16 protein-coding genes are annotated in these 19,958 nt (G+C 51.9%); 6 read left to right on the plus strand and 10 right to left on the minus strand.

All coding sequences use genetic code 11. From position 1 onward, the window contains the following. Nucleotides 1-285 precede the first annotated feature (285 nt). The 8 genes from Q0Y65_RS11710 to Q0Y65_RS11745 form a co-directional block, all read right to left on the minus strand. Complete coding sequence (locus tag Q0Y65_RS11710; RefSeq protein WP_297959974.1) at nucleotides 286-2,193, minus strand: GGDEF domain-containing protein; 1,908 nt, start codon at nucleotides 2,191-2,193, stop codon at nucleotides 286-288. Nucleotides 2,194-2,226: 33 nt separating this feature from the next. Next, a complete protein-coding gene (locus tag Q0Y65_RS11715; protein WP_297959976.1) occupies nucleotides 2,227-4,617 on the minus strand; it encodes an endonuclease MutS2 in 2,391 nt (796 codons plus the stop codon). Nucleotides 4,618-4,661: 44 nt separating this feature from the next. Next, nucleotides 4,662-5,405: a DNA repair protein RecO gene (gene recO, locus Q0Y65_RS11720; protein ID WP_297959978.1), complete on the minus strand. Its 744-nt coding sequence runs from the start codon at nucleotides 5,403-5,405 to the stop codon at nucleotides 4,662-4,664. Nucleotides 5,406-5,435: 30 nt separating this feature from the next. Continuing rightward, on the minus strand, nucleotides 5,436-6,329 hold the full coding sequence (era, locus tag Q0Y65_RS11725; protein ID WP_297959980.1) for a GTPase Era: 894 nt from the start codon (nucleotides 6,327-6,329) through the stop codon (nucleotides 5,436-5,438). Continuing rightward, complete coding sequence (gene ybeY / locus Q0Y65_RS11730) at nucleotides 6,329-6,841, minus strand: rRNA maturation RNase YbeY (RefSeq protein WP_297959982.1); 513 nt, start codon at nucleotides 6,839-6,841, stop codon at nucleotides 6,329-6,331. The genes era and ybeY overlap by 1 nt, the downstream gene beginning before the upstream one ends. Continuing rightward, complete coding sequence (locus Q0Y65_RS11735; RefSeq protein ID WP_297959984.1) at nucleotides 6,834-7,802, minus strand: PhoH family protein; 969 nt, start codon at nucleotides 7,800-7,802, stop codon at nucleotides 6,834-6,836. Before Q0Y65_RS11735 ends, ybeY begins: the two co-directional genes overlap by 8 nt. Next, on the minus strand, nucleotides 7,802-8,317 hold the full coding sequence (locus Q0Y65_RS11740) for a CYTH domain-containing protein (RefSeq protein WP_297959986.1): 516 nt from the start codon (nucleotides 8,315-8,317) through the stop codon (nucleotides 7,802-7,804). The genes Q0Y65_RS11735 and Q0Y65_RS11740 overlap by 1 nt, the downstream gene beginning before the upstream one ends. A 162-nt stretch (nucleotides 8,318-8,479) precedes the next feature. Further along, nucleotides 8,480-9,229, minus strand: coding sequence for a hypothetical protein (locus tag Q0Y65_RS11745; protein WP_297959988.1), 750 nt, complete (start codon nucleotides 9,227-9,229; stop codon nucleotides 8,480-8,482). 252 nt (nucleotides 9,230-9,481) lie between these two features. Here Q0Y65_RS11745 and gap point away from each other — a divergent pair, with 252 nt between their 5' ends. Both gap and Q0Y65_RS11755 read left to right on the plus strand, forming a co-directional pair. Next, the gene (gene gap / locus Q0Y65_RS11750) at nucleotides 9,482-10,519 is read left to right on the plus strand and encodes a type I glyceraldehyde-3-phosphate dehydrogenase (protein WP_297959989.1); all 1,038 of its coding nucleotides are present in this window, start codon (nucleotides 9,482-9,484) and stop codon (nucleotides 10,517-10,519) included. 333 nt (nucleotides 10,520-10,852) lie between these two features. Further along, the gene (locus Q0Y65_RS11755) at nucleotides 10,853-11,884 is read left to right on the plus strand and encodes a zinc dependent phospholipase C family protein (protein ID WP_297959992.1); all 1,032 of its coding nucleotides are present in this window, start codon (nucleotides 10,853-10,855) and stop codon (nucleotides 11,882-11,884) included. Between the two features lie 79 nt (nucleotides 11,885-11,963). Here the strand turns inward: Q0Y65_RS11755 and Q0Y65_RS11760 are convergent, their stop codons facing one another. After that, entirely contained in the window at nucleotides 11,964-12,476 is a 513-nt protein-coding gene (locus Q0Y65_RS11760; protein WP_297959994.1) for a hypothetical protein, read from the minus strand. 275 nt (nucleotides 12,477-12,751) lie between these two features. Here Q0Y65_RS11760 and Q0Y65_RS11765 point away from each other — a divergent pair, with 275 nt between their 5' ends. The 4 genes from Q0Y65_RS11765 (at nucleotide 12,752) to Q0Y65_RS11780 (ending at nucleotide 17,371) form a co-directional block, all read left to right on the plus strand. Next, nucleotides 12,752-13,522, plus strand: a complete 771-nt coding sequence (locus Q0Y65_RS11765) for a GH25 family lysozyme (protein WP_297959996.1) — start codon at nucleotides 12,752-12,754, stop codon at nucleotides 13,520-13,522. Continuing rightward, nucleotides 13,519-14,478, plus strand: a complete 960-nt coding sequence (locus tag Q0Y65_RS11770; RefSeq protein ID WP_297959998.1) for a type I phosphomannose isomerase catalytic subunit — start codon at nucleotides 13,519-13,521, stop codon at nucleotides 14,476-14,478. The genes Q0Y65_RS11765 and Q0Y65_RS11770 overlap by 4 nt, the downstream gene beginning before the upstream one ends. A 14-nt stretch (nucleotides 14,479-14,492) precedes the next feature. Then, entirely contained in the window at nucleotides 14,493-15,449 is a 957-nt protein-coding gene (locus Q0Y65_RS11775) for an ROK family protein (protein ID WP_297960000.1), read from the plus strand. Between the two features lie 194 nt (nucleotides 15,450-15,643). Beyond that, complete coding sequence (locus Q0Y65_RS11780) at nucleotides 15,644-17,371, plus strand: S41 family peptidase (protein WP_297960002.1); 1,728 nt, start codon at nucleotides 15,644-15,646, stop codon at nucleotides 17,369-17,371. 342 nt (nucleotides 17,372-17,713) lie between these two features. On the opposite strand, the gene Q0Y65_RS11785 is transcribed toward Q0Y65_RS11780, so the two are convergent. Next, nucleotides 17,714-19,879, minus strand: coding sequence for a substrate-binding domain-containing protein (locus tag Q0Y65_RS11785; protein WP_297960004.1), 2,166 nt, complete (start codon nucleotides 19,877-19,879; stop codon nucleotides 17,714-17,716). Between the last annotated feature and the right edge of the window lie 79 nt (nucleotides 19,880-19,958).

Raw genomic sequence — 19,958 nt, forward strand, 5'->3', positions numbered from 1 at the left:
CAAGCAAGTACTACCTTTTACTACTCTTATTGACCTTTCACAAGCTGATGAGAACTTATAAAAACTTTATCGACATACAGTCGAATCAATAAGGCAACAGAAGTTGCCAGCCGAATTATCGGCGGTCGGCATTTGACCCGGCTGTCCGTATGGCCTCAACTCCGAAGGGAGTGGTCAATAGTCTTGCTCTGAAACCGAAGCTTCTTTTGCAATTCATTTTATTTTATCATGTTTTGCCTGTTTTGTCAATACTTGACACATATATTATTGAAATATACCGTCATCTCAGTTATCCCTGAGCTTTCTCCTGCGTACCTTGTCGGCGTACATCATCTCGTCGGCGATATCAATGTATTTTTCCAGCTCAGTGCCCTCATCTGGTACGCCCAGATAATATCCGAGACTCAGGCCTGCCTCGTACTTCTTTCCCGAACCGGCGTTATATCTGTCAAAGTAGCTGCGGACATACTCCATATGCTCGGTTATCTGCTCGTCGGAGTAATCTCCGCAGCCTATTATTGCGAACTCGTCTCCGCCTATACGGGCGCAGACTTCATTGAGCTCGCAGCTGCTCTGAAGAGCGTTTGCAGCCACGGTTATGGCGTTATCGCCCTCGATATGGCCGAAATTATCGTTTATCATCTTCAGCTGATCCAGATCGGCCATCATCACGAACAGGGGCCTTCTCTCGTCCCTTGCCCTTACGAAGATGCTCTCGGACAGCCTGTTGAAGCCCTTTCTGTTGTAGATACCCGTCAGGGTGTCACGGATAGAGCTCATGAATATCCTCTGGTTTATGCTGGTGAGCTTGGTACGCACGCGGAGAAATTCCAGTGATATGCTGATATTCCTGTTCCACTGGGCGAATATGCTGCTCACCGCCTTGCGGACATCGCTGAACCTGAACACGGAATATCCGAAGCAGCGGTCCATGAAGTGTACGGGCAGCAGGAAGTACATGGAGGGCTCGCCGCAGATATCCTCTGTGAAATCGGGGAGGATATCCTCCGAGGGGAATTCCCTTATGGGGAACTCCGCGCGACCGTCCGCATATATGAAACGCGCTTCCATGGTTGGCGCATAGCCCTCGCGGATATAGTCATTGTCCTCTTCCTCCACGTTGTCCCAGTTCTTGCACAGGCACAGCATATAGGTATCGAGGCCGTTTATGGTATATATGAAGCCGTTGAGCTTGCGGAGCAGCCCGTCAAGGTTCTTCTCCTCCATAAGCCTTTCGAGCATACCGCTTCTGTTGTAGTAATTGTCATAACGTTCGGTCCTGTTGTGGTAGTCCTCGCGCTTTGCAAGGGCGTAGCTGACATTGCTGCCGCAGCCGCAGCTCTTGGCGAAGACCAGCTCGCCGCTGCCGAGGGCAGGAACTATCTCAGCCTCCTCGCCTGTTATCATGGAGTGGAGTCTGCATACTGCTCTTGCACCCATTCTGCCGTTGGCGGGACTTATAGTTGCCAGCGACGGTATCTCCATGACAGCCTCATGAGCGGCGTCATAGCCCGTTATCTTCAGCTGCTGCGGCACCTTTATGCCGCCCTTTACCGCTGAATCGCAGAGATGTCTTGCCATGACGTCATTTGCACAGACCACTGCGTCCGGAAGCTCTCTGGTGCCGTCTATGAAGGCCTTGGCCAGCTTCTGTGAGTCTATCTTCCAGAAATCGCCGTAGACTATATCATCGTCCCTTACTTCAAGACCGTGTCTCTCCATAGAGGCTCTGTAGCCCTTCAGCCTTGACATGGCGGGAGTATTCCCCTCGGGGCCTGTCAGGCACATGATATGCCTGCACCCGTGCTTCTCGATGAGATGATCTGTCATATCCGCAAAGAGCCTGGTATCCTCGGCATAGATGCTCTCGCAGAAATCAAGGTCGTAATCCACTGCCACCACAGGTATATCCCATTCCGAGAACACCTTGCGGAACTTCTCCACAAGGTTCTGGCTGGCGATATTACCTGCCATGAGGATAACTCCGTCGATGACGTTCTTGCGTATGAGGGTGAAGATATTCTCCTCACCCTGCTGTATAAGGCTTCCGCTGTCCATATTGAAGGCCAGCAGAAAGGTTACGGCGTCATAGCCGAGGGCTCTGCACTGTTCGGAAATGCCCGTGAATATATCGTTCATGTAATCATTGAAAACATCTGCCGCCACAACGGCTATGGTCCTGCGTTTCTTCACTGTGCGCCCCCTTCCGCCGCACTGAGCGGCCTGTTATTTCAGCTCTGCCACTGTAACTCCGTCTTCGCCCTCACCGAAGAGACCGAGACGGAAGCTCTTTACCGATGGGTGAGACTTCAGGCGTCTGTGTACTGCCTGTCTGAGAAGTCCCGTACCCTTGCCGTGTATAATAGTGACTGTTGATATATTGGACATTACCGCCTGATCTATGAATGCGTCAAGCTGGTAAACTCCGTCGTCGCAGGCGCAGCCGCGGATATCCAGCTCCATTTTGCCTCTGCGTTCCGCCTTTACGCCTATCTTGTTCATTTTGCGGTTAGGTCTCAGGGACTTGCTGCCCACTGTGACCTTCTCCGTCTCCTCAAGTCTGAGACGGGATATGTTCATCTTGGTCTTCATGACGCCCATCTGGACGTATACGAAATCGCTGCCGTCGGGTTCGCCCGAAACGATGCCCTTGCGCTGGAGATCCACCACATAGACCGTATCTCCGCGGCGGAGCTTTCTCGGCAGGACGTAGCCCTCGTTGGGATCCCGCTTCTCCACGGGATTTGCGGTATCGTACATCTTGTTGAAGCTCTGCTTTGTCTTTGATTTCATGCCCGACACATTGGCGCTGAAGTCCTTCTTGTCCTTTTCCTTGCGGAGCTTTTCCAGCTCGTCGATGAGCTCGTTGGACTCCGCCTTTGTCTGCTCGATTATGGTCATAGCGCGGAGCCTTGCCTTTTCCAGCTCGTCGGCCTTGGCAGCCTCAATAGCCTCGCGCTCCTTGCGGATAGCCTCCTCGTGCTCTGCGGTCTGAGCTCTCAGGCGGGAGATATCGTCCCTTTTCCTTTCCAGCTCTATGCGGCTTGCCTCAAGCTTGCCGATGACCTCCTCGAGACGGGTATTTGCCTCGCTGACCCTTGACTTTGCGTCCTCGATGATATCCGATGGCATACCGAGGCTCTCGGATATGGCAAAGGCGTTGGACTTTCCGGGAGAGCCCACTATGAGCCTGTATGTGGGACGAAGGGTCTCTATATCGAACTCGCAGGAGGCGTTCTCCACTCCTGCACTGTCTATAGCGAACACCTTCAGCTCCTGATAGTGGGTAGTCACCATTATCTTTGCGCCGTTTTCCATAAGTCTGCGGATTATGGCTATGGCAAGAGCCGCGCCCTCAACGGGGTCTGTGCCCGAGCCCAGCTCGTCAAGGAGCACCAGAGACTTTTCGTCGGCGGTGCTGAGTATCTCGATGACCTTGTTGGTATGTGAGGAGAAGGTGGAAAGATTCTGCTCAATGCTCTGGCTGTCGCCGATATCCGCAAGGATATGGTCGTATACGGAGATACTGCTGCCGTCGGCAACGGGTATGAGCAGGCCGCACATAGTCATGGCTGCAAGAAGTCCCGCGGTTTTCAGGGATACGGTCTTACCGCCGGTATTGGGACCCGTGATTATCAGCGCCTGATAGTCCTCCCCCAGACTGATATCCACGGGAACCGCCTTGTTCCTGTCGATAAGGGGGTGGCGAGCCTTTTTCAGGTGCATTTTTCCGTCGTCGGTTATGGCAGGCAGCGAGCAGCGCAGCTTCGCCGCCAGATTAGACTTGGCAAAGTAGAGGTTCAGCTCAGTGCAGACCTTGTAGTTCTCGGAAAGCACCTCCGCATAGTCTCCGCAGTCGCGGCAGAGCTGGCGTATGATGCGCTCAATCTCCTCCTGCTCCTTGCCCTCCAGAATACGGATATCGTTATTGGCCTCCACTATGGCCATGGGCTCGATGAATATGGTCTGACCCGTGGCGGAGGTGTCGTGTACAAGACCGCTGACCTGACTGCGGTACTCGGATTTGACGGGAAGCACGAAGCGCCCGTCACGAATGGTGACATTGCTCTCCTGAAGGTACTGCTGGGTGGTCTTGTTCTTTATCATCTTGTCGAGAGTTTCGCGGAGCTGCATACCTGCGCGGTTTATCTTGCGGCGTATGGCAGCAAGCTCGGGGCTGGCGGCGTCGGCTATCTCGTTATCGGAGATGATGGAGCGTTCCAGCTTTTCCAGCAGCCAGTCATTGGGCTGGAGCCTTGAAAAGAGGTAGCTGAGCTCCGTCTCCACGTTCTCGCAGTGTGCATACCAGTCCGCAAGAGCCTTTATCTGGCGCAGCATAGCCGCTATGTCCAGCAGGTCGCGGAGGGATATGACGGCTCCCGAGGCCGCTCTTGCGGCAACGGAGCTTATGTCCTTGAAATTGCTGAAAGGCGGAGTTCCGAACTGCACCGAAAGAGACAGCGCCTGAGAGGTCTTGAGACACTCATAGCGCACTCTTTCAAGGTCGTTGTCGGGACGCACCGCCAATGCCATGCGCCGGGTCTCCTCGTTGGAGGTGAGCTCCGCCAGCATTTCAAGTATCTTGTCCAGTTCAAGTGTTTTCAAATATTTATCCATTTTTTCCTCTTTATAACAATTCGCAGGGAACGCCGCCCTGCTGATCACTGAATAGATTTGTAAAAATCCAGAGTGCCGAAGCTCCGCTCCAGATGGGTGAGCATATAGGACTCCGCCAGAGCCGAAAGCCTTTCCTGTGTGTCCTCGGACACGCGGAAGTTGAACAGCCTGCCGAAATCCGTCAGCACTATGTGCCGCACTGCGCTGAGCACAGGCAGCTTTATCTTCATATAGTCGTCTGTGCTGCTGCCGTCGAAGCAGTCCGCACAGTAAAAGCCGCCGTCGGGGATACAGAAGAAAAGCTCCGGGGGCTCAAAAACTCCGCAGCTCCTGCAGGCGACAATATCGGGCATATATCCTATCTCCGACATAAGTCTCAGCTCAAAGAGAGCCTTCAGGAAGCGCTCACCTCGCTCTCCCGTTTCAAGGTAGTGGAGGCAGTTCAGCATCAGCCGCATGATATCGCCGTTCTGAGCCTCGGGCTTTATGCAGAAGCGCATGACCTCCGCAAAATACGAGGCCAGTGAGATCTTGCTGAGAGAATCGCGCAGGCCGTAAAAAATATGTATCGGCTCTGCACTGTTGAGGTACATATAGCTGCCTCTTTTGTCTATGCAGAACCGAGAATAAGCCAGAAGCTGAGTAGAGCTCCCCGATTTTCCGCTGATCTTTCTTGCACCTTTCACGGAAACCTCGAGAACTCCGCTCTCTCCTGTGAGTATATCTATGAATTTGTCCTGTTCTCCCACAGGACGTTCTTTAAGGACGATGCCTTCAACAGTAGTCATTTCAGAAGCTCCCTGTTATTATCGGGAAGGTCATTTCTCCGAGAGCCCGAAGCTCCTGATGAGATTTTCCCTGTTTCTCCAGTCCTCCTTGACCTTCACCCAGCATTTGAGGTTGACCTTTATCTGGAAGAAGTCCTCCAGCTCTATCCTTGCGGCGGTGGAAGCCTTTTTCAGCATAGCTCCGCCCTTGCCGATGACGATGCCCTTGTGGGACTCCTTCTCGCAGTAGATAACAGCCGATATATCGAGGATATCCTTGTCCTCTCTCTCGCTCATCTGCTCAACGCCGACGGCTATGCCGTGGGGCACCTCGTCACTGAGGAGCATGAGGAGCTTCTCGCGTATCATCTCCGCCGCCAGCACCTTTTCGGGCTGATCGGTTATCATATCCTCGGGGAAGAAATGAACCGACTCCTCCGACAGAGCGATTATCTCGTCAATGACTATATCCACGCCGCTGTTTTCCGTAACGCTGACAGGCACCACAGCCTGAAACTGCACCTTTGAGGTGAGTTCGGCGATAACAGGAGCCAGCTCGTCCTTGTTCCTGAGCAGATCTATCTTGTTGAGCACCAGTATTATGGGCATTTTTGAAGCATTCATGGACTTCAGCAGATCCAGCTCCTGCTGGTTTATCTTCTTGGTGCAGTCCATAACGAAAACCACCGCGTCGATGTCGCTGACAGACTCCTTCACCGTATTGAGCATATGCTCGCTGAGCTTGTTCACGGGCTTGTGGAGTCCGGGGGTATCGAAGAATACCAGCTGAACATCGCCGATATTGCGTATACCCGTTATACGGGTGCGGGTAGTCTGGGGCTTGTTGCTGACTGAGGCTATCTTCTCTCCCACGATAGCGTTGAGGAGGGAGGATTTGCCTGCATTGGTGCGTCCTGCGATAGTGACGAAAGCTGTTCTCGGCATCAGTTGTTTTCTCCGTTCACAACGAATGTAGCGTCTCTTGAGATACCGAGCTTCTCAAGCACGGACTCCTCCTTCTCGCGCATGATGCGCTGATCCAGCTGACTTGTCTCGTGGTCGTAGCCCAGAAGGTGGAGCATTGAGTGTACTGTAAGGAAGCCCACCTCTCTCTCCAGCGAGTGGCCGAAGTTCTGAGCCTGCTTTACGGCAGTCTCCAGTGAGATGACAACGTCGCCCAGCTGTACCGCACCTGTCTCGGGATTGAGCTCAACGGTGCCGTCCTCCCCTGTGAGCGGGAATGACAGTACATCTGTGACAGCGTCCTTGTTTCTGTATATCTTATTAAGGTTCTTTATCTCGTTATTGCTGACGAATGAAACGCTTACCTCAGCGTCCTTGCCGAAATTCTCGGTGGTGAGCACTGCCTGACAGCATCTTCTGATGAGCAGTCTGATACCTACGGGCACCTTCACCTCTGTCTGATTATTCTTGACGTAAACCTTTAACTTAGCCATGATTATTCTTTCTCCCTTCACTATATTTTTCATAAGCCTTGATTATATCCTGTACGAGCCTGTGTCTCACCACGTCCTTTTCGGAGAAGCGGTGTATCTCTATATCGTCGATACCCTTCAGCACCTTGATGGCCTCCACCAGTCCGGATCTCTTTGTATCGGGCAGGTCGATCTGGGTGATATCTCCTGTTATGACCATCCTGCTCTCGCTTCCGAGACGGGTGAGGAACATCTTTATCTGCTCCGATGTGGTATTCTGAGCCTCGTCGAGGATAATGAACGCCTCGTCGAGAGTGCGTCCGCGCATATAAGCCAGCGGAGCCACCTCGATAATGCCCTTCTCCATATACCGTGCGAAGCTCTCCGCGCCGAACATATCGAAAAGAGCGTCATACAGCGGACGCAGGTAGGGGTCTACCTTGTCCTGCATATCGCCGGGCAGGAAGCCCAGCTTCTCGCCTGCCTCAACGGCAGGACGGGTCAGTATGATCTTCTTTATCTTATGCTCGCGGAAGGCCTTCACGGCCATGGCGACTGCCAGGTAGGTCTTGCCGGTACCCGCAGGGCCTATGCCGAGGACTATTGTATTGTTCCTTATGGCGTCGGTATAGCGCTTCTGTCCCACAGTACGGGGGCGGAGTATCTTTCCCGAGGCGGTGACGCATATGCCGTCGCCTCCGAGCTCCTGAAGCTGCTCCTCAACGCCGTCCGCCACCATTGAGGTGACGTATCTGACAGTCTGCTCGTTGACCGAGCTGCCGTTTTTTGCGATGTTCATGATAGCGCGGAGAGCCTTTTCGGCTCCCTCGGTATCGCCGTCGCCGATTATTTTAACGCCGCCGTCCCTGCTGACGACCGTCACGTTGAAATCCTTCTGTATCCTGCTGATGTTGCCGTCCAGCTGGCCGAAAAGCGCCGAGAGCTGTTCGGGGCTGTCTGCGGCGAGGAATTTTTCCGACATTAGATCTTTTCTCCAATCTGCTGTTCAGGGAAAGCGCCTGCTGCTGCAAGGGCTGAATTCGAGTATCTCACGTCAGAGGATACCTCCCTGAGCACTCTTACGTTGTCGGGGAAGTCGATCTTCTGCTCGGGCGAGCCGAGCTCCAGCTCCATGATAGCCAGCTTGTCCGAGAAGGGATAGGTATCCAGCTCGAAAAGCTGATCGTGATAATCGAAGCAATAGCGGACCTTCTCCACGGGAGGGCAGTCCCTTCGGTCATGGCTCAGCAGGCTGCGGTACTCGTCGCCGCTGATCTCATACTCGTTCTCCTCGCGGGTAACGGGAGTCAGGAACACCTTTTCCGTGTAGGTGTACTTCACGCTTCCGTTCTCGTCCACCGATCTTACTCTGCGCTGTGTGCCGTTGACGCTGTTGAGGTAGGTCTGGATTATGCCTATCCTGCGCTTGACGTCCAGCTCGGAAACATCGGGGAACTCCACAAGGAATTTGCGTTCGATCTCATATTTTTTGCTCATAAACACTCTCCGAAAGATCAGTGATCTTTTCTGAAATAACATTGAAATTTTTCAACATATCCATTATACAACTTTTTTTGAATAATGTCAACAAAATTTTCAGATTATTCTGTCTAATATGCTAAGTTTTACTATTTCGTCACAATCCTGTCGTTTTTGTGCTCAGATATCCGCCAGCATCAGGCTGAAGGGGTTGAAAAAGCCCCTTTCGGGCTCCGCCGCGGGAGCCTCCAGCAAAGCGGGCGAATTGCCGTCAGGAAGCGGTATTACCACGGACAGAGCCCTCTCGGAAAGCTCCGCAGAAGCCCCTGCTCTCTCCGCCAGTCCCATGCACACCTCACGGTGATACGCACTGAAAAAATCGGGTCTTGCCATATCCGGAAAGTCCACAAATGTCCCTGAAGCCGTTATTTTCAGCTCAACTTTTTTGTCGTTTTCTCCACATTTTATCTCAAAGTCCGCTTCGCCCGTCTCCGAGGCTATGATATGCCTTCTGATGAAGCTCAGCAGCAAGAAGCTCAGCGCCTCGCGGTCGGTGCGCACGAAGGAAGCAGGAAGCTCCCCCGTTCTCACGGTACACCTGCCGCCCGTACTCTCGCCGCAGCTCACAGCAAGATCCCGCAGGAAGCTGTCCAGCCTTACCGTGGTGAACTCTCCCTCCGTCCCGGAGGCTCCCCCTGCAAGGACGCGGCTCAGCTCCACATTCCGCATGAGCTCGCAGCAGGAGGTCATTATGCCGTCTATAAGCTCCTTTTCCGCCTTTCCGCCCTGTCTGTCCGTCATCTCCTTCAGAAGCTCGCAGGACGCGGATATTCCCGTAACGGAACGTCTCACGAGATTATCCGTACAGCTGATGTATTCCCCGGCAAGGGGGTTCTCGAAAAAACCTTTCAGTTCATTGTTGATATCCATAGGCTCTCCGTTCTCTGCATTGCGCAGACAAATAATAATAAGTATATTATACTACAAAAGGAAGAAAAATGAAATACTCTGCCCCCGGGTATTAAAAAAGAAAATAGCCACAAAATCAGTGCCGAGCCCACAGCGGCATTTGTACAATATGCACTTTTCACAAATTTTCTGTTATTTTTTTATCTAACCTCTTGAAAAAATTTCCGAGTTGCGTTATAATAAGACTATACAAATTTTTAGGAGGTATATCCCATGTCAGTTAAAGTTGCTATTAATGGTTTCGGCCGTATCGGCCGTCTTGCATTCAGACAGATGTTTGATGCTCCCGGTTACGAGGTAGTTGCTATCAACGACCTTACAAAGCCCTCAATGCTCGCTCAGCTTCTCAAGTATGATACAGCTCAGGGCGGCTACTGCGGAAAGATCGGTGAGAATCTTCACACAGTTACAGCTGATGACGAGGCTGGTACTATCACAGTTGACGGTAAGACTCTTACAATCTACGCAAAGGCTAACGCTGCAGAGCTTCCCTGGGGCGAGATCGGCGTAGACGTTGTTCTCGAGTGCACAGGTTTCTACTGCTCAAAGGACAAGTCACAGGCTCATATCGACGCAGGCGCTAAGAAGGTTGTTATCTCTGCTCCCGCAGGCAACGATCTTCCTACAATCGTTTACAGCGTTAACGAGAAGACTCTCACAGCTGACGACAAGATCATCTCAGCTGCTTCATGCACAACAAACTGCCTCGCTCCCATGGCTAAGGCTCTCAACGACTATGCTCCTATCCAGAGCGGTATCATGAGCACTATCCACGCTTACACAGGCGATCAGATGATCCTTGACGGTCCTCACAGAAAGGGCGACTTCAGAAGAGCAAGAGCAGGTGCTGCTAACATCGTTCCCAACAGCACAGGTGCTGCTAAGGCTATCGGCCTTGTTATCCCCGAGCTCAACGGCAAGCTCATCGGCAGCGCACAGAGAGTTCCTGTTCCTACAGGTTCAACAACTATCCTTACAGCTGTTGTTAAGGGCGACAACGTAACAAAGGAAGGCATCAATGCTGCTATGAAGGCTGCTGCTTCCGAGTCATTCGGCTACAACGAGGATCAGATCGTTTCTTCTGACGTTATCGGCATGAGATTCGGTTCACTCTTCGATGCTACACAGACAATGGTTGCAGAGATCGGCGACGGCCTCTACGAGGTTCAGGTAGTTTCATGGTACGACAACGAGAATTCTTACACATCACAGATGGTAAGAACTATCAAGTACTTTGCAGAGCTCGGCTGATAACCGTATATAAGCTATATCAAAGGACGTTCTTCGGAACGTCCTTTTCTTTTCCGATTGACATTCTCCGCCCTGAGATGTATAATTATAGTAAATCATAATCAGTACTTGCAGGGACGGCCGGTGGCCGTCCGCAGAATTTATGTTTATTATAAATGACTGTAATCGTCGGGCGGATGATATCCGCCTCTACAATGTGATGATTTGCGACGGATATGCGCTGTAAGCGATGTACGATCAGCGATATCAATGACTGTGAGCGGGTTTACCGGCGACAACGTGGCAAGGGTGCAGCGTCACGCTGCAGATTATGATTTATGAAAGGAGCTAACAATGTACAATAAATGGAAAAATACAGCCTATCTTCTTCACGCTCTCACTGAAAAATATCAGGCAAAAAAACAGCTTCCGCCTTCACAGATACATCAGGAGCTCCTGCTCCGCGCTATGAAGCTCCTTGCAGAGACTGCCCCCGAGGCCGAGGAGCTCATACGCCCTATGCTGGATATCATGCTGCCATACGCAGTGCTCCCCGATGACAAGGACGACCGCGAGAACGGCGCAGGCAGACATTATTACTGCGCCTGCTCCACCGAAGGCAGGGCTTACTCCCCTGTGGGCGGCTACTTCCGCAACGGCAAGGACCTCTTTGCAAGAAGCGCCCGCACCATGTTCGAGGAGGACTTCACCATGGCGCTGACCATGTACCACGCAGGCTTTATGAAACAGGCTGCCGCCTACCTCGGCAGAGCCGTCCACTTCATTTCCGATATGTGCTGCCTGCCCCATGCGGTAAAATGGACCTACTTCTCAAAGAAGCGCCCCATGCATATAGCCTATGAGGAGCTGGCTGCGGCGATGTACCCCGAATTTCTTGCCGAGCAGCACATCGGCTACTCGCAGCTCCGCCGCTTTGCAATGCGCAGCAGCTTCACCACCGCACTGAACAGCAGCGCCGAAAGGATAGCCCTTGAGATCCCCGAGGTCATGAACAATCCCGAGGAGGAGATAAGAAAACGCCTTTACGACAGCGAGCAGGCCGTTGCAGCTCTTCTGTACCGTTTTTACCGTGATACCATGGTGACTCCCCTCCGCGGCCACTATGCCGCAGACGGCATGGTCTGCCACCCCTTTGCGGATATGCCTGCGCTGGATATAAAGATAACCGAGAAGGGCATAACCTTCCAGCTGGCAGGACTGACGGTGAATTCACGGCTTGGCGGCGTTTTCCGCGCGGCACACAGACGCGGCGGCAAGTTCTCGCTGACCCCCGTGGGCTGCAACAGCGGACTGGTGCTATCACGCAGCGGAAGGCTGGTCCCCTTCGATCCCCGCGACCCCAGGCAGCTTTACGGGATAATATGAATATACGCTCCGAAGCTTCACCGCCTCGGAGCTTTTTTGCGCATAAAAAAGGCCGCAGACATAATGCCTGCGGTATCTGTCACAGCTCCTGCATTTCGTGGGAGTTGTTCGCTTTCATTTCTTCCATTTTCTGCGCATAGGGGTCTTTTATACTGCGCTGTGCCCTGTCCATGTCGTATTCCTTGAGACGGGGCTCGAAATTCGGGAAGCCGTCCTGCTGTTCGAGCCATCTGTACTTCTTTATGTTCAGGAAGTTATACACGGCGAAATACGTGAATACGGCGACCTCCACAACTCCCAGAACAGAGAAGCCGTCAGAAAAGAACATGGCGCCTACCTCCGCAATAATGAGCACTCCTCCGGCAATGGCAAGGGCGGAATCCTTTTTGTGTACGCTCAGAATGCCCAGTGCGGAGCCTGCCAGTCCGAGAACGGAAATGATAATACAGAGCAGATCTCCCGAAATAGCTAACAAGAGATAAAATCCTGCAACAGCGATATTTAATGCAAAAACTATGAATATCAAGGTCTCTGTTTTTTTGCACTTTTTCATTGCAGTCCTGTTCTTTTTGTATTCTTCCTCAAAGTCCATGACATTTCCTCCCCGTGATAGTATTTCCCAAACAATGATAGCATATCTTCCCGCAAAAATCAATACACTTCCTGTATGCATTGAAAATATCCTGTCTTAGTTCTTAGCTCTTAGTTCTTGGTTCTTAGCTCTTGATCCTTTTTTCAAAAAAACTGTTGACTATTTCCGCATTTTAGTTTATTATATTATTGTATGACTTTTTGAGCATACAGCTAACTGCTCCCTTATCAGAACAAAACGGGAGCGCGGGGAGTTGTTTCGGTATAATGCGGATAATGAAACGAAAGATAATATGCGCACTGACAGGCGTGACCTTCATGGCAGCTGCTGCGGCAGCGTCGCTGTTCTTCTCGACAGCTAAGGTAAACAGGACGAAGTACCCCGTTTTCGGAGTCGATGTGTCAAACTATCAGGGCGATATAAACTGGAATGAGCTTGAGGCGCAGGACGTTTCCTTTGCCTTCATAAAGGCCACCGAGGGCAGCGGACACACGGACGAGTCAGTCCGCCGCAATCTTGACATGGCAGCGGAAACAGGCATAAGAGTGTCGGCCTACCACTTCTTCAGCTTTGACAGCGCAGGCGAGACCCAGGCGGATAACTTCATAGCCGCCGTGGGAAAGGACGAGATAGATATGCCGCCTGTCATTGATATCGAGTATTACGCCGACAAGCGCAGCAACAAGCCCTCTCAGGAGGAGACCGAGGCTATACTCCGTCCACTCCTTGAAAGGCTGGAGGCCTACTACGGTACAAAGCCCATAATCTACAGCACTCTCCCCGTGTATTTCAGGTATATCAGGGAAAACTTCTCCGACTATCCACTGTGGATAAGAAGCGTAAACTTCGAGCCCGACCTGCTCAGCTGGAAATTCTGGCAGTACAGCGACAAGGGCACTCTCACAGGCTATCACGGCGACGAGGAGCACATAGACCTTAATGTATACAACGGCTCTGCGGAGGACTTCGACAGGGAATTCGCAAAGCTCTCAAAAAAGGCGGACGCTTCACAGTCCGCAGACAAGACAGGAAAGGATATCAAGTGAGACCATTCTATCTTAAAGCACCTATCAAGGACTATATCTGGGGCGGAGAAAGGCTCCGCACACTGTTCGGCAAGGAAAGCGACAAGGAGCGTCTTGCGGAGAGCTGGGAGCTCAGCTGCCACCCCGACGGCGAATCCGTCATAGAGGGCGGCGAATTTGACGGCATGAAGCTCAGCGAGCTCATAAGGCTCCACCCCGAAGCCGTCGGCAATAAATTCCGCAGCACAGACAGCTTCCCCGTGCTGGTGAAGCTCATAGACGCAAAGAACGACCTGTCCGTACAGGTTCACCCCGATGACGAATACGCCCGTAAGTACGAAAATGACAACGGCAAGACCGAGATGTGGTACATCATCGACGCAGCTCCCGATTCGGAGCTCATATACGGCTTCAGGGAAAAGCTCACAAAGGAGGAATTCCGCAGAGCTGTCGAGGATAACACCCTCATGGACAAGGTGAACCGCGTTCCGGTAAAGCAGGGCGATGTATTCTTCATTGAGCCGGGAACTCTCCACGCTATCGGCAAGGGCATACTCATAGCCGAGATACAGCAGAGCTCCAACGTGACCTACCGCGTATACGACTACGGCAGACTTGGTGCTGACGGCAAGCCCAGAGAGCTCCACATAGAAAAGGCTATAGAGGTAACAAATACCGAGTCCTCGGATCCGTCCAGGCCCGTTTACGGCATGGAGCTTGACGGCGTAGTTACCCAGCTCCTTGCGGACTGCAAATACTTCAACGTGAACCGCCACAGGCTCATAAAGGAGCTTGAGCTCTGTGCGGATAAAAGCTCCTTCGCCCATGTCCTCATGATAGGCGGCAGCGGCGGAGAGCTTACAGCCGATAACTACAGGCTGGAACTGAAAATGGGCACAAGCGTGTTCGTTCCCGCGGGAACAGGCGCATTTGCTATAAAAGGAAATTGTGATATCATAGTCACAACTATCCAATAAGGAGGATATATATAATGAAATACTATGTAGGTATCGACCTCGGAGGCACCAACATCGTTGCAGGTGTGGTAGACGAGGATTACAACATCATCGCAAAGGCAAGCACAAAGACCAATTGTCCCCGTCCCGAGAAGGAGATCGCCGACGATATGGCAAGAATGGCTATAGAGGCTGTAAAGAACGCTGACCTTACCATGGATCAGATCCAGTGGATCGGCGTGGGTACTCCCGGTATCGCCAACAGCGAAACAGGCATCATCGAGTACTCAAACAATCTGGGCTTCAAGAACACTCCCATGGTGAAGTACATACAGGAGACCATAGACAAGCCCGTATTCATTGAGAATGACGCCAATGCAGCTGCCTACGGAGAGTTCGTGGCAGGCGCTGCAAAGGGAGCAAGAAATGCAGTTTGCATCACCCTCGGCACAGGCGTCGGCGGCGGTATCATCATCGACGGCAAGATCTATGCAGGCTCCAACTTCGCAGGCGCAGAGATCGGCCACACCGTTATCGAGGTGGACGGCGCACAGTGCTCATGCGGCAGAAAGGGCTGCTTTGAGGCTTATTCCTCGGCTACAGGCCTTATCCGCATGACAAAGGAGGCCATCGCAGAGCACCCCGACAGCATAATGGCTCAGTCAGAGAAGGAAAAGGGCAAGGTGACCGCACGCACCTCCTTCGACTGCATGAGAGCAGGCGACAAGTACGCAAAGGCTGTTGTTGACAAGTACATCAAGTACCTTGCAGCAGGCATCACCAATACCATCAACATCTTCCAGCCCGATATCCTCTGCATCGGCGGCGGCGTATGCAACGAGGGCGATCCCCTCCTCCTGCCCATGAAGGAGCTTGTGGCAAAGGAAGTATACACACGCAACTCTCCCAAGAATACCGAGATCGTTATTGCCAAGCTGGGCAACGACGCAGGTATCATCGGTGCAGCCTTCCTCGGCAGAGCAAACCAGTAACAGAACTAAGAGCTAAGAACTAAGTAGGGGACGGCGTCCTCGACGTCCCGTTCTATAAATATGTAGGACGCCGCCCTTAAAAAGCCACAGCATTTACCGTGCTGCGGCTTTTTTTATCCGTGAAAGACCGTAGGCTCTTTCATTGACACATTATGGATTTTGATGTATAATTTCAGTATGATAGGAGGCGTGATATGAAGAACTTTTTCGGAACAGTCCTTTTTACGCTTGCAGGGACCGATAAAACAGCTCTGATATGGTGCGGCGCTGTACTGCTGACAATGCTGATACTGGCCGTGCTCCACCATAAATGGAAGTATGACGAGCAGAGGCTCAAACGCTGGAAGAACCTCTGCTTTATCCCCTTTCTCATCACATCTGTACACTATTTTATATATGTTTCGGGAGCCGACGGCTTTCTCAGCAATTACACTCCCATGTACCTGATATCCGTACTGGCATTCATACCAATGATGTGTGCGGAGCAGGAAAAGGGCTACAGGATATTCGGGACCGTGACCGCAGTATTGTCCGTAGTATTTGCCCTGCGTTTCTGCCTTATATCCAATCAGCTCCATAATTTCTCCCGCAAGAGCTACACAGGCTCCTTTCATGCTCTGGTGAGAGAGCTGGACAGGAGCTACGTCATCAGGGACTGGAAGGAGATAGATTTTTACGCCCTTGAGGATAAATATATGCCCATGGTGGAGGAAGCGGAAAGGAAAAAGGACAAGGCCATGTTCGGAGACGCCGTCACCCTGTTCTGCAGCGAGCTCCACGACGGCCATGTTGAGGTAAGCACGCATTATGACAGAAATAAGTATCATTCCGTATTTGAGCTCACAGACTACGGACTTTCCATGGTACAGCTGGACAACGGTGATATCATCGCGGTCTGCACCGAGGACGAGGTGAAAGCTGTCGGCATAGACGACGGCACCGTCATCACAAAATGGGACGGCAGACCCGCTGCGGAGGCCGCCGAGGAAATGATACCCGCCGAGGGAGCTCCCGTTGAATCAAACGGCCGCCGTCTTGCCCTGATAACTCTGTCTGCAACAGGCGGCGAGACCGTGGAGGTCACGTTTATAGACAAGTCGGGCAGGGAGCAGACTGCTGTCCTCTCCGCTATTGAGAACGAGCATACCTACGACGAGATGTACAGCCTTTTCTTCCGCTGGCCCGAACACCTCACGGAGTTCTTGAAGTCCAATTTCAGCACAAGAATGCTTGACGACAAATGCGGATATATGCAGCTGAGCGCCGAGACTTCAGGCGGCTCTGTCCGTGACGAGCTCGCCTTCTATACGGGGGAAAGCAAATGGGCAAAGGAGATGTTCCGCAGAAAGCTCCGCAGACTGAAGGAGCAGGGCATGGAGTATCTTGTCATTGACCTGAGAAACAATATGGGCGGCAGCGGAGAGATAGGAAACGCCCTGGTCAGTCTCCTCACCGATGAGGAGCTCTGCGGCGAGTGCCTCGGTATACGCAGGAACGGCGGGTACGTCAAGGTCTCGGAGCGCATTATCCGCGGCGACGGAGAGTTTTCCGATCTGAAGGTGGTGGCTCTGACAAATCTCAACTGTGTAAGCGCAGGCGACAGCGCGGCGCGGTGTCTGTCAAAGCTCCCCAATGTTACGCTGGCAGGCATTACCGATCCAAACGGCAGCGGCCAGATGATAGGCGGAAGATGTGTACTGTCCAAAAGCATTGTAAGCGTATCCTATCCCGTGCAGCTGGTGCTGGACGAAACGGGAGCCCCCTATAACGACACCCGTGCAGACGGCGTAAGCCGTGATCCCGTGGAAGTCCACATACCTCTCGACTACGACGCGGCTATGAAGATATTCCGCGACGGCGAGGACTATGAGCTGGAATGGGCAGTGGACTATCTTGAAGAGGGCGGCGGTCACAACAAATGAACCTGCTGAAAACCACAAGCAGCAACAATAAAACAAGCCCGAAAGCATTTCGGTAACAGCTTTCGGGCTTTTGCAGTTCATGTTCGTTATCCCTGCATGGGCGGTGTGGTACTGACATTTACTCTTCCTTCCCTTCTCCCTTCATTCAGTGATTTAATGTGATAAAGTATATTGCCTGCTTTCAAGAGGCAAGGGAAGGAAGAGATATACATTGTTACCGTTACGGAAATGGCACTGCATAAAAAGAGGCGCCCCGAGGACGCCCCTGTAATTACATTATCATCGCGGACAACAGATAACCGCCCCTGAAAGCTGACGACTAACAGCCCGGAACGGCGCTGCCTACTTCGCCATATTGCGGTACTGATTGGGCGTTACTCCCACCGTTGCAAGGAACTGGCGCAGGAAGTACTTGCTGTCCACATAGCCGCACTGCTCCGCTATCTCCGCCATACTCAGAGGAGTTACCGTCAGGCAGTATGTTGCCTTTGCCATCCGCGCGTTTATGCAGTCCTTATGTATGCTGACCCCGAAGCACTTCTTGTATACCTCGCGGAGGTGTCCTGCGCTGTAGGGATAGAGCTTCTGGAGCTTTTCGGACTCAAAGCTGTCCTGGGGATTGCTGTAGATATAGCTCCTGATATGAAGCATATCCTCATAGTGGGGACGCATACGCATCTCCATCTTCTCACGCTGGCGCTCGGCAAGCAGATCAGAGCATATCCCCGTCAGTTTAGTGTATGACTTCTCGGTACACTTTACAGCTGCGCACACAAATGAGTCTATGCCGTACTGATCGGTATATATGCTGTGCTGGAGCATTATGGAATTCAGCCTGTTTTCCAGGAGGGCGATATCGGTCTCCCCCTGTATGATACAGGCGAAGGTATTATCGTTTATCCTGCCGCAGATGTCGCTGCTTCCGCAGAACTGGGTAACAGCCTCGGCGGCGTCCATTATGGCAGGTATCTTTCCGCTGAGCTCATAGAAGCCTGCGTTGGAAATGCCTATCCTCATCATCACAAGGCAGCTTTCCTGATTTTCGATATCTGTGGAGTGATATGCCTTCCTCATGCCCGTATCGTTATACATACCCGTAAGAGTATCACGGAGATCGGAGAGGTTCTGGCACTGTGTAAGGTACTGGATATCGTTCTTCATGCGCAGGAACTCAAGTCCGTTGGATACCGACTTCAGCCAGTTGCGGTAGATATCGTCATAGGTATCGGGATCGTGGTACTTCAGCACCAGATGTCCGAACAGTCTGTCGTTGAAGAAAAGCGGATTGAAGTAGTATATGGCAGGCTCGTAATTCCTTGACAGCAGAGCTGCGAAGTTGTACTTCTGCATATCAAAGGGAGTTCTTTTCTCCCAGCTCACCATGCTCTGACAGGAGAGTATATCCGAGAGATCGGCCTCGCTGTCATACCAGTTCTTGTACAGGCAGAGATAGAAGCTCTGTATGCCTCTCACCTGCCAGTGGAAGGTGCCGCATATATCTATGAACTCATTGAGCGTCCTGCACTCAGTGAGCTTCTGATCGAGAGGATTGAAGAGGTTCCAGTTATCGTACTCTCTTTTTATCCTTGCATTTTTCAGCTCTCTGGTATAAAGAGGACGGTCTATGCCGCAGGTACAGCTGTTTCCGCATATGAGCTCGCCCTGTGGAGGAGAGAAGAGGAATTCTCTCTTTTTGAGGCGGCTGTACACCATGTTTGCAGCGTCCTCGCCTATGCTCTCGCGGTTGCGCTTGTATGTGGTGAGGATAGGATTATGCATGAAGCGGTCACCCACGAACTCATAACCCACTACCGTAACGTCATCGGGCACTTTTATGCCAAGCTCGTCAAGCTTGTCGATAAGTCCGTAAGCCATATAGTCATTCGCGCACACTACCGCCTGTGGGAGCTTCAGCTCGCCTCTGTGATAACGCTCGGCAAGCTCCTCTCCCGAATTCATCCAGAAATTTCCGTAGTGGACGCGCTTTTCGTCATATTCGATACCGTGTTTTTCGAGGGATTTGCGGTATCCGTTTACACGCAGATTTGAGGCCTCGATAAAATCGTAGCCTGTGATAATATCTATCTCCGTGAACCCGTGCTTCTCAACAAGGTGATCGGTGATATCCTCGATATCGTTCTCATCGCTGGTATTGATGAAGGTGCAGTGAGGCAGATCCATTTCGGGAAGATATGTACCTACTACCACTATGGGGATATTCTTTCTGGAAAGATAATCGGCGATCATCTTTCTCAGCTCCTCGTTGACAAAGGATTCGGAGATGACTATAAGCCCGTCAAGCTCATCTGAGAGGATAAGGTCGTATATCCTGTTCTCGCAGAAAAGCTCCTTTTCCTTCACGTTGGGATTATAGTTGTTGGAAAAGACTATGGTATCTATTCCCACGCACTGATCAAATCTGGCGATACCCTTTATGATCTGGCGCTGCTCGATGCTGTTTGCCTCAGCAGCAACGACGCCTAAGATCATTCTCTTTTTCTTGATCAAGTTTTCCACCCCTGTGCTTTTACTGCGGAGATATATGAATTATTTTACACCTGCGGCGCCCATTCCGCATGATAATTCA

Origin of the sequence: uncultured Ruminococcus sp., assembly GCF_947301925.1 — a bacterium.
Classification (GTDB): Bacteria; Bacillota; Clostridia; order Oscillospirales; family Ruminococcaceae; genus Ruminococcus.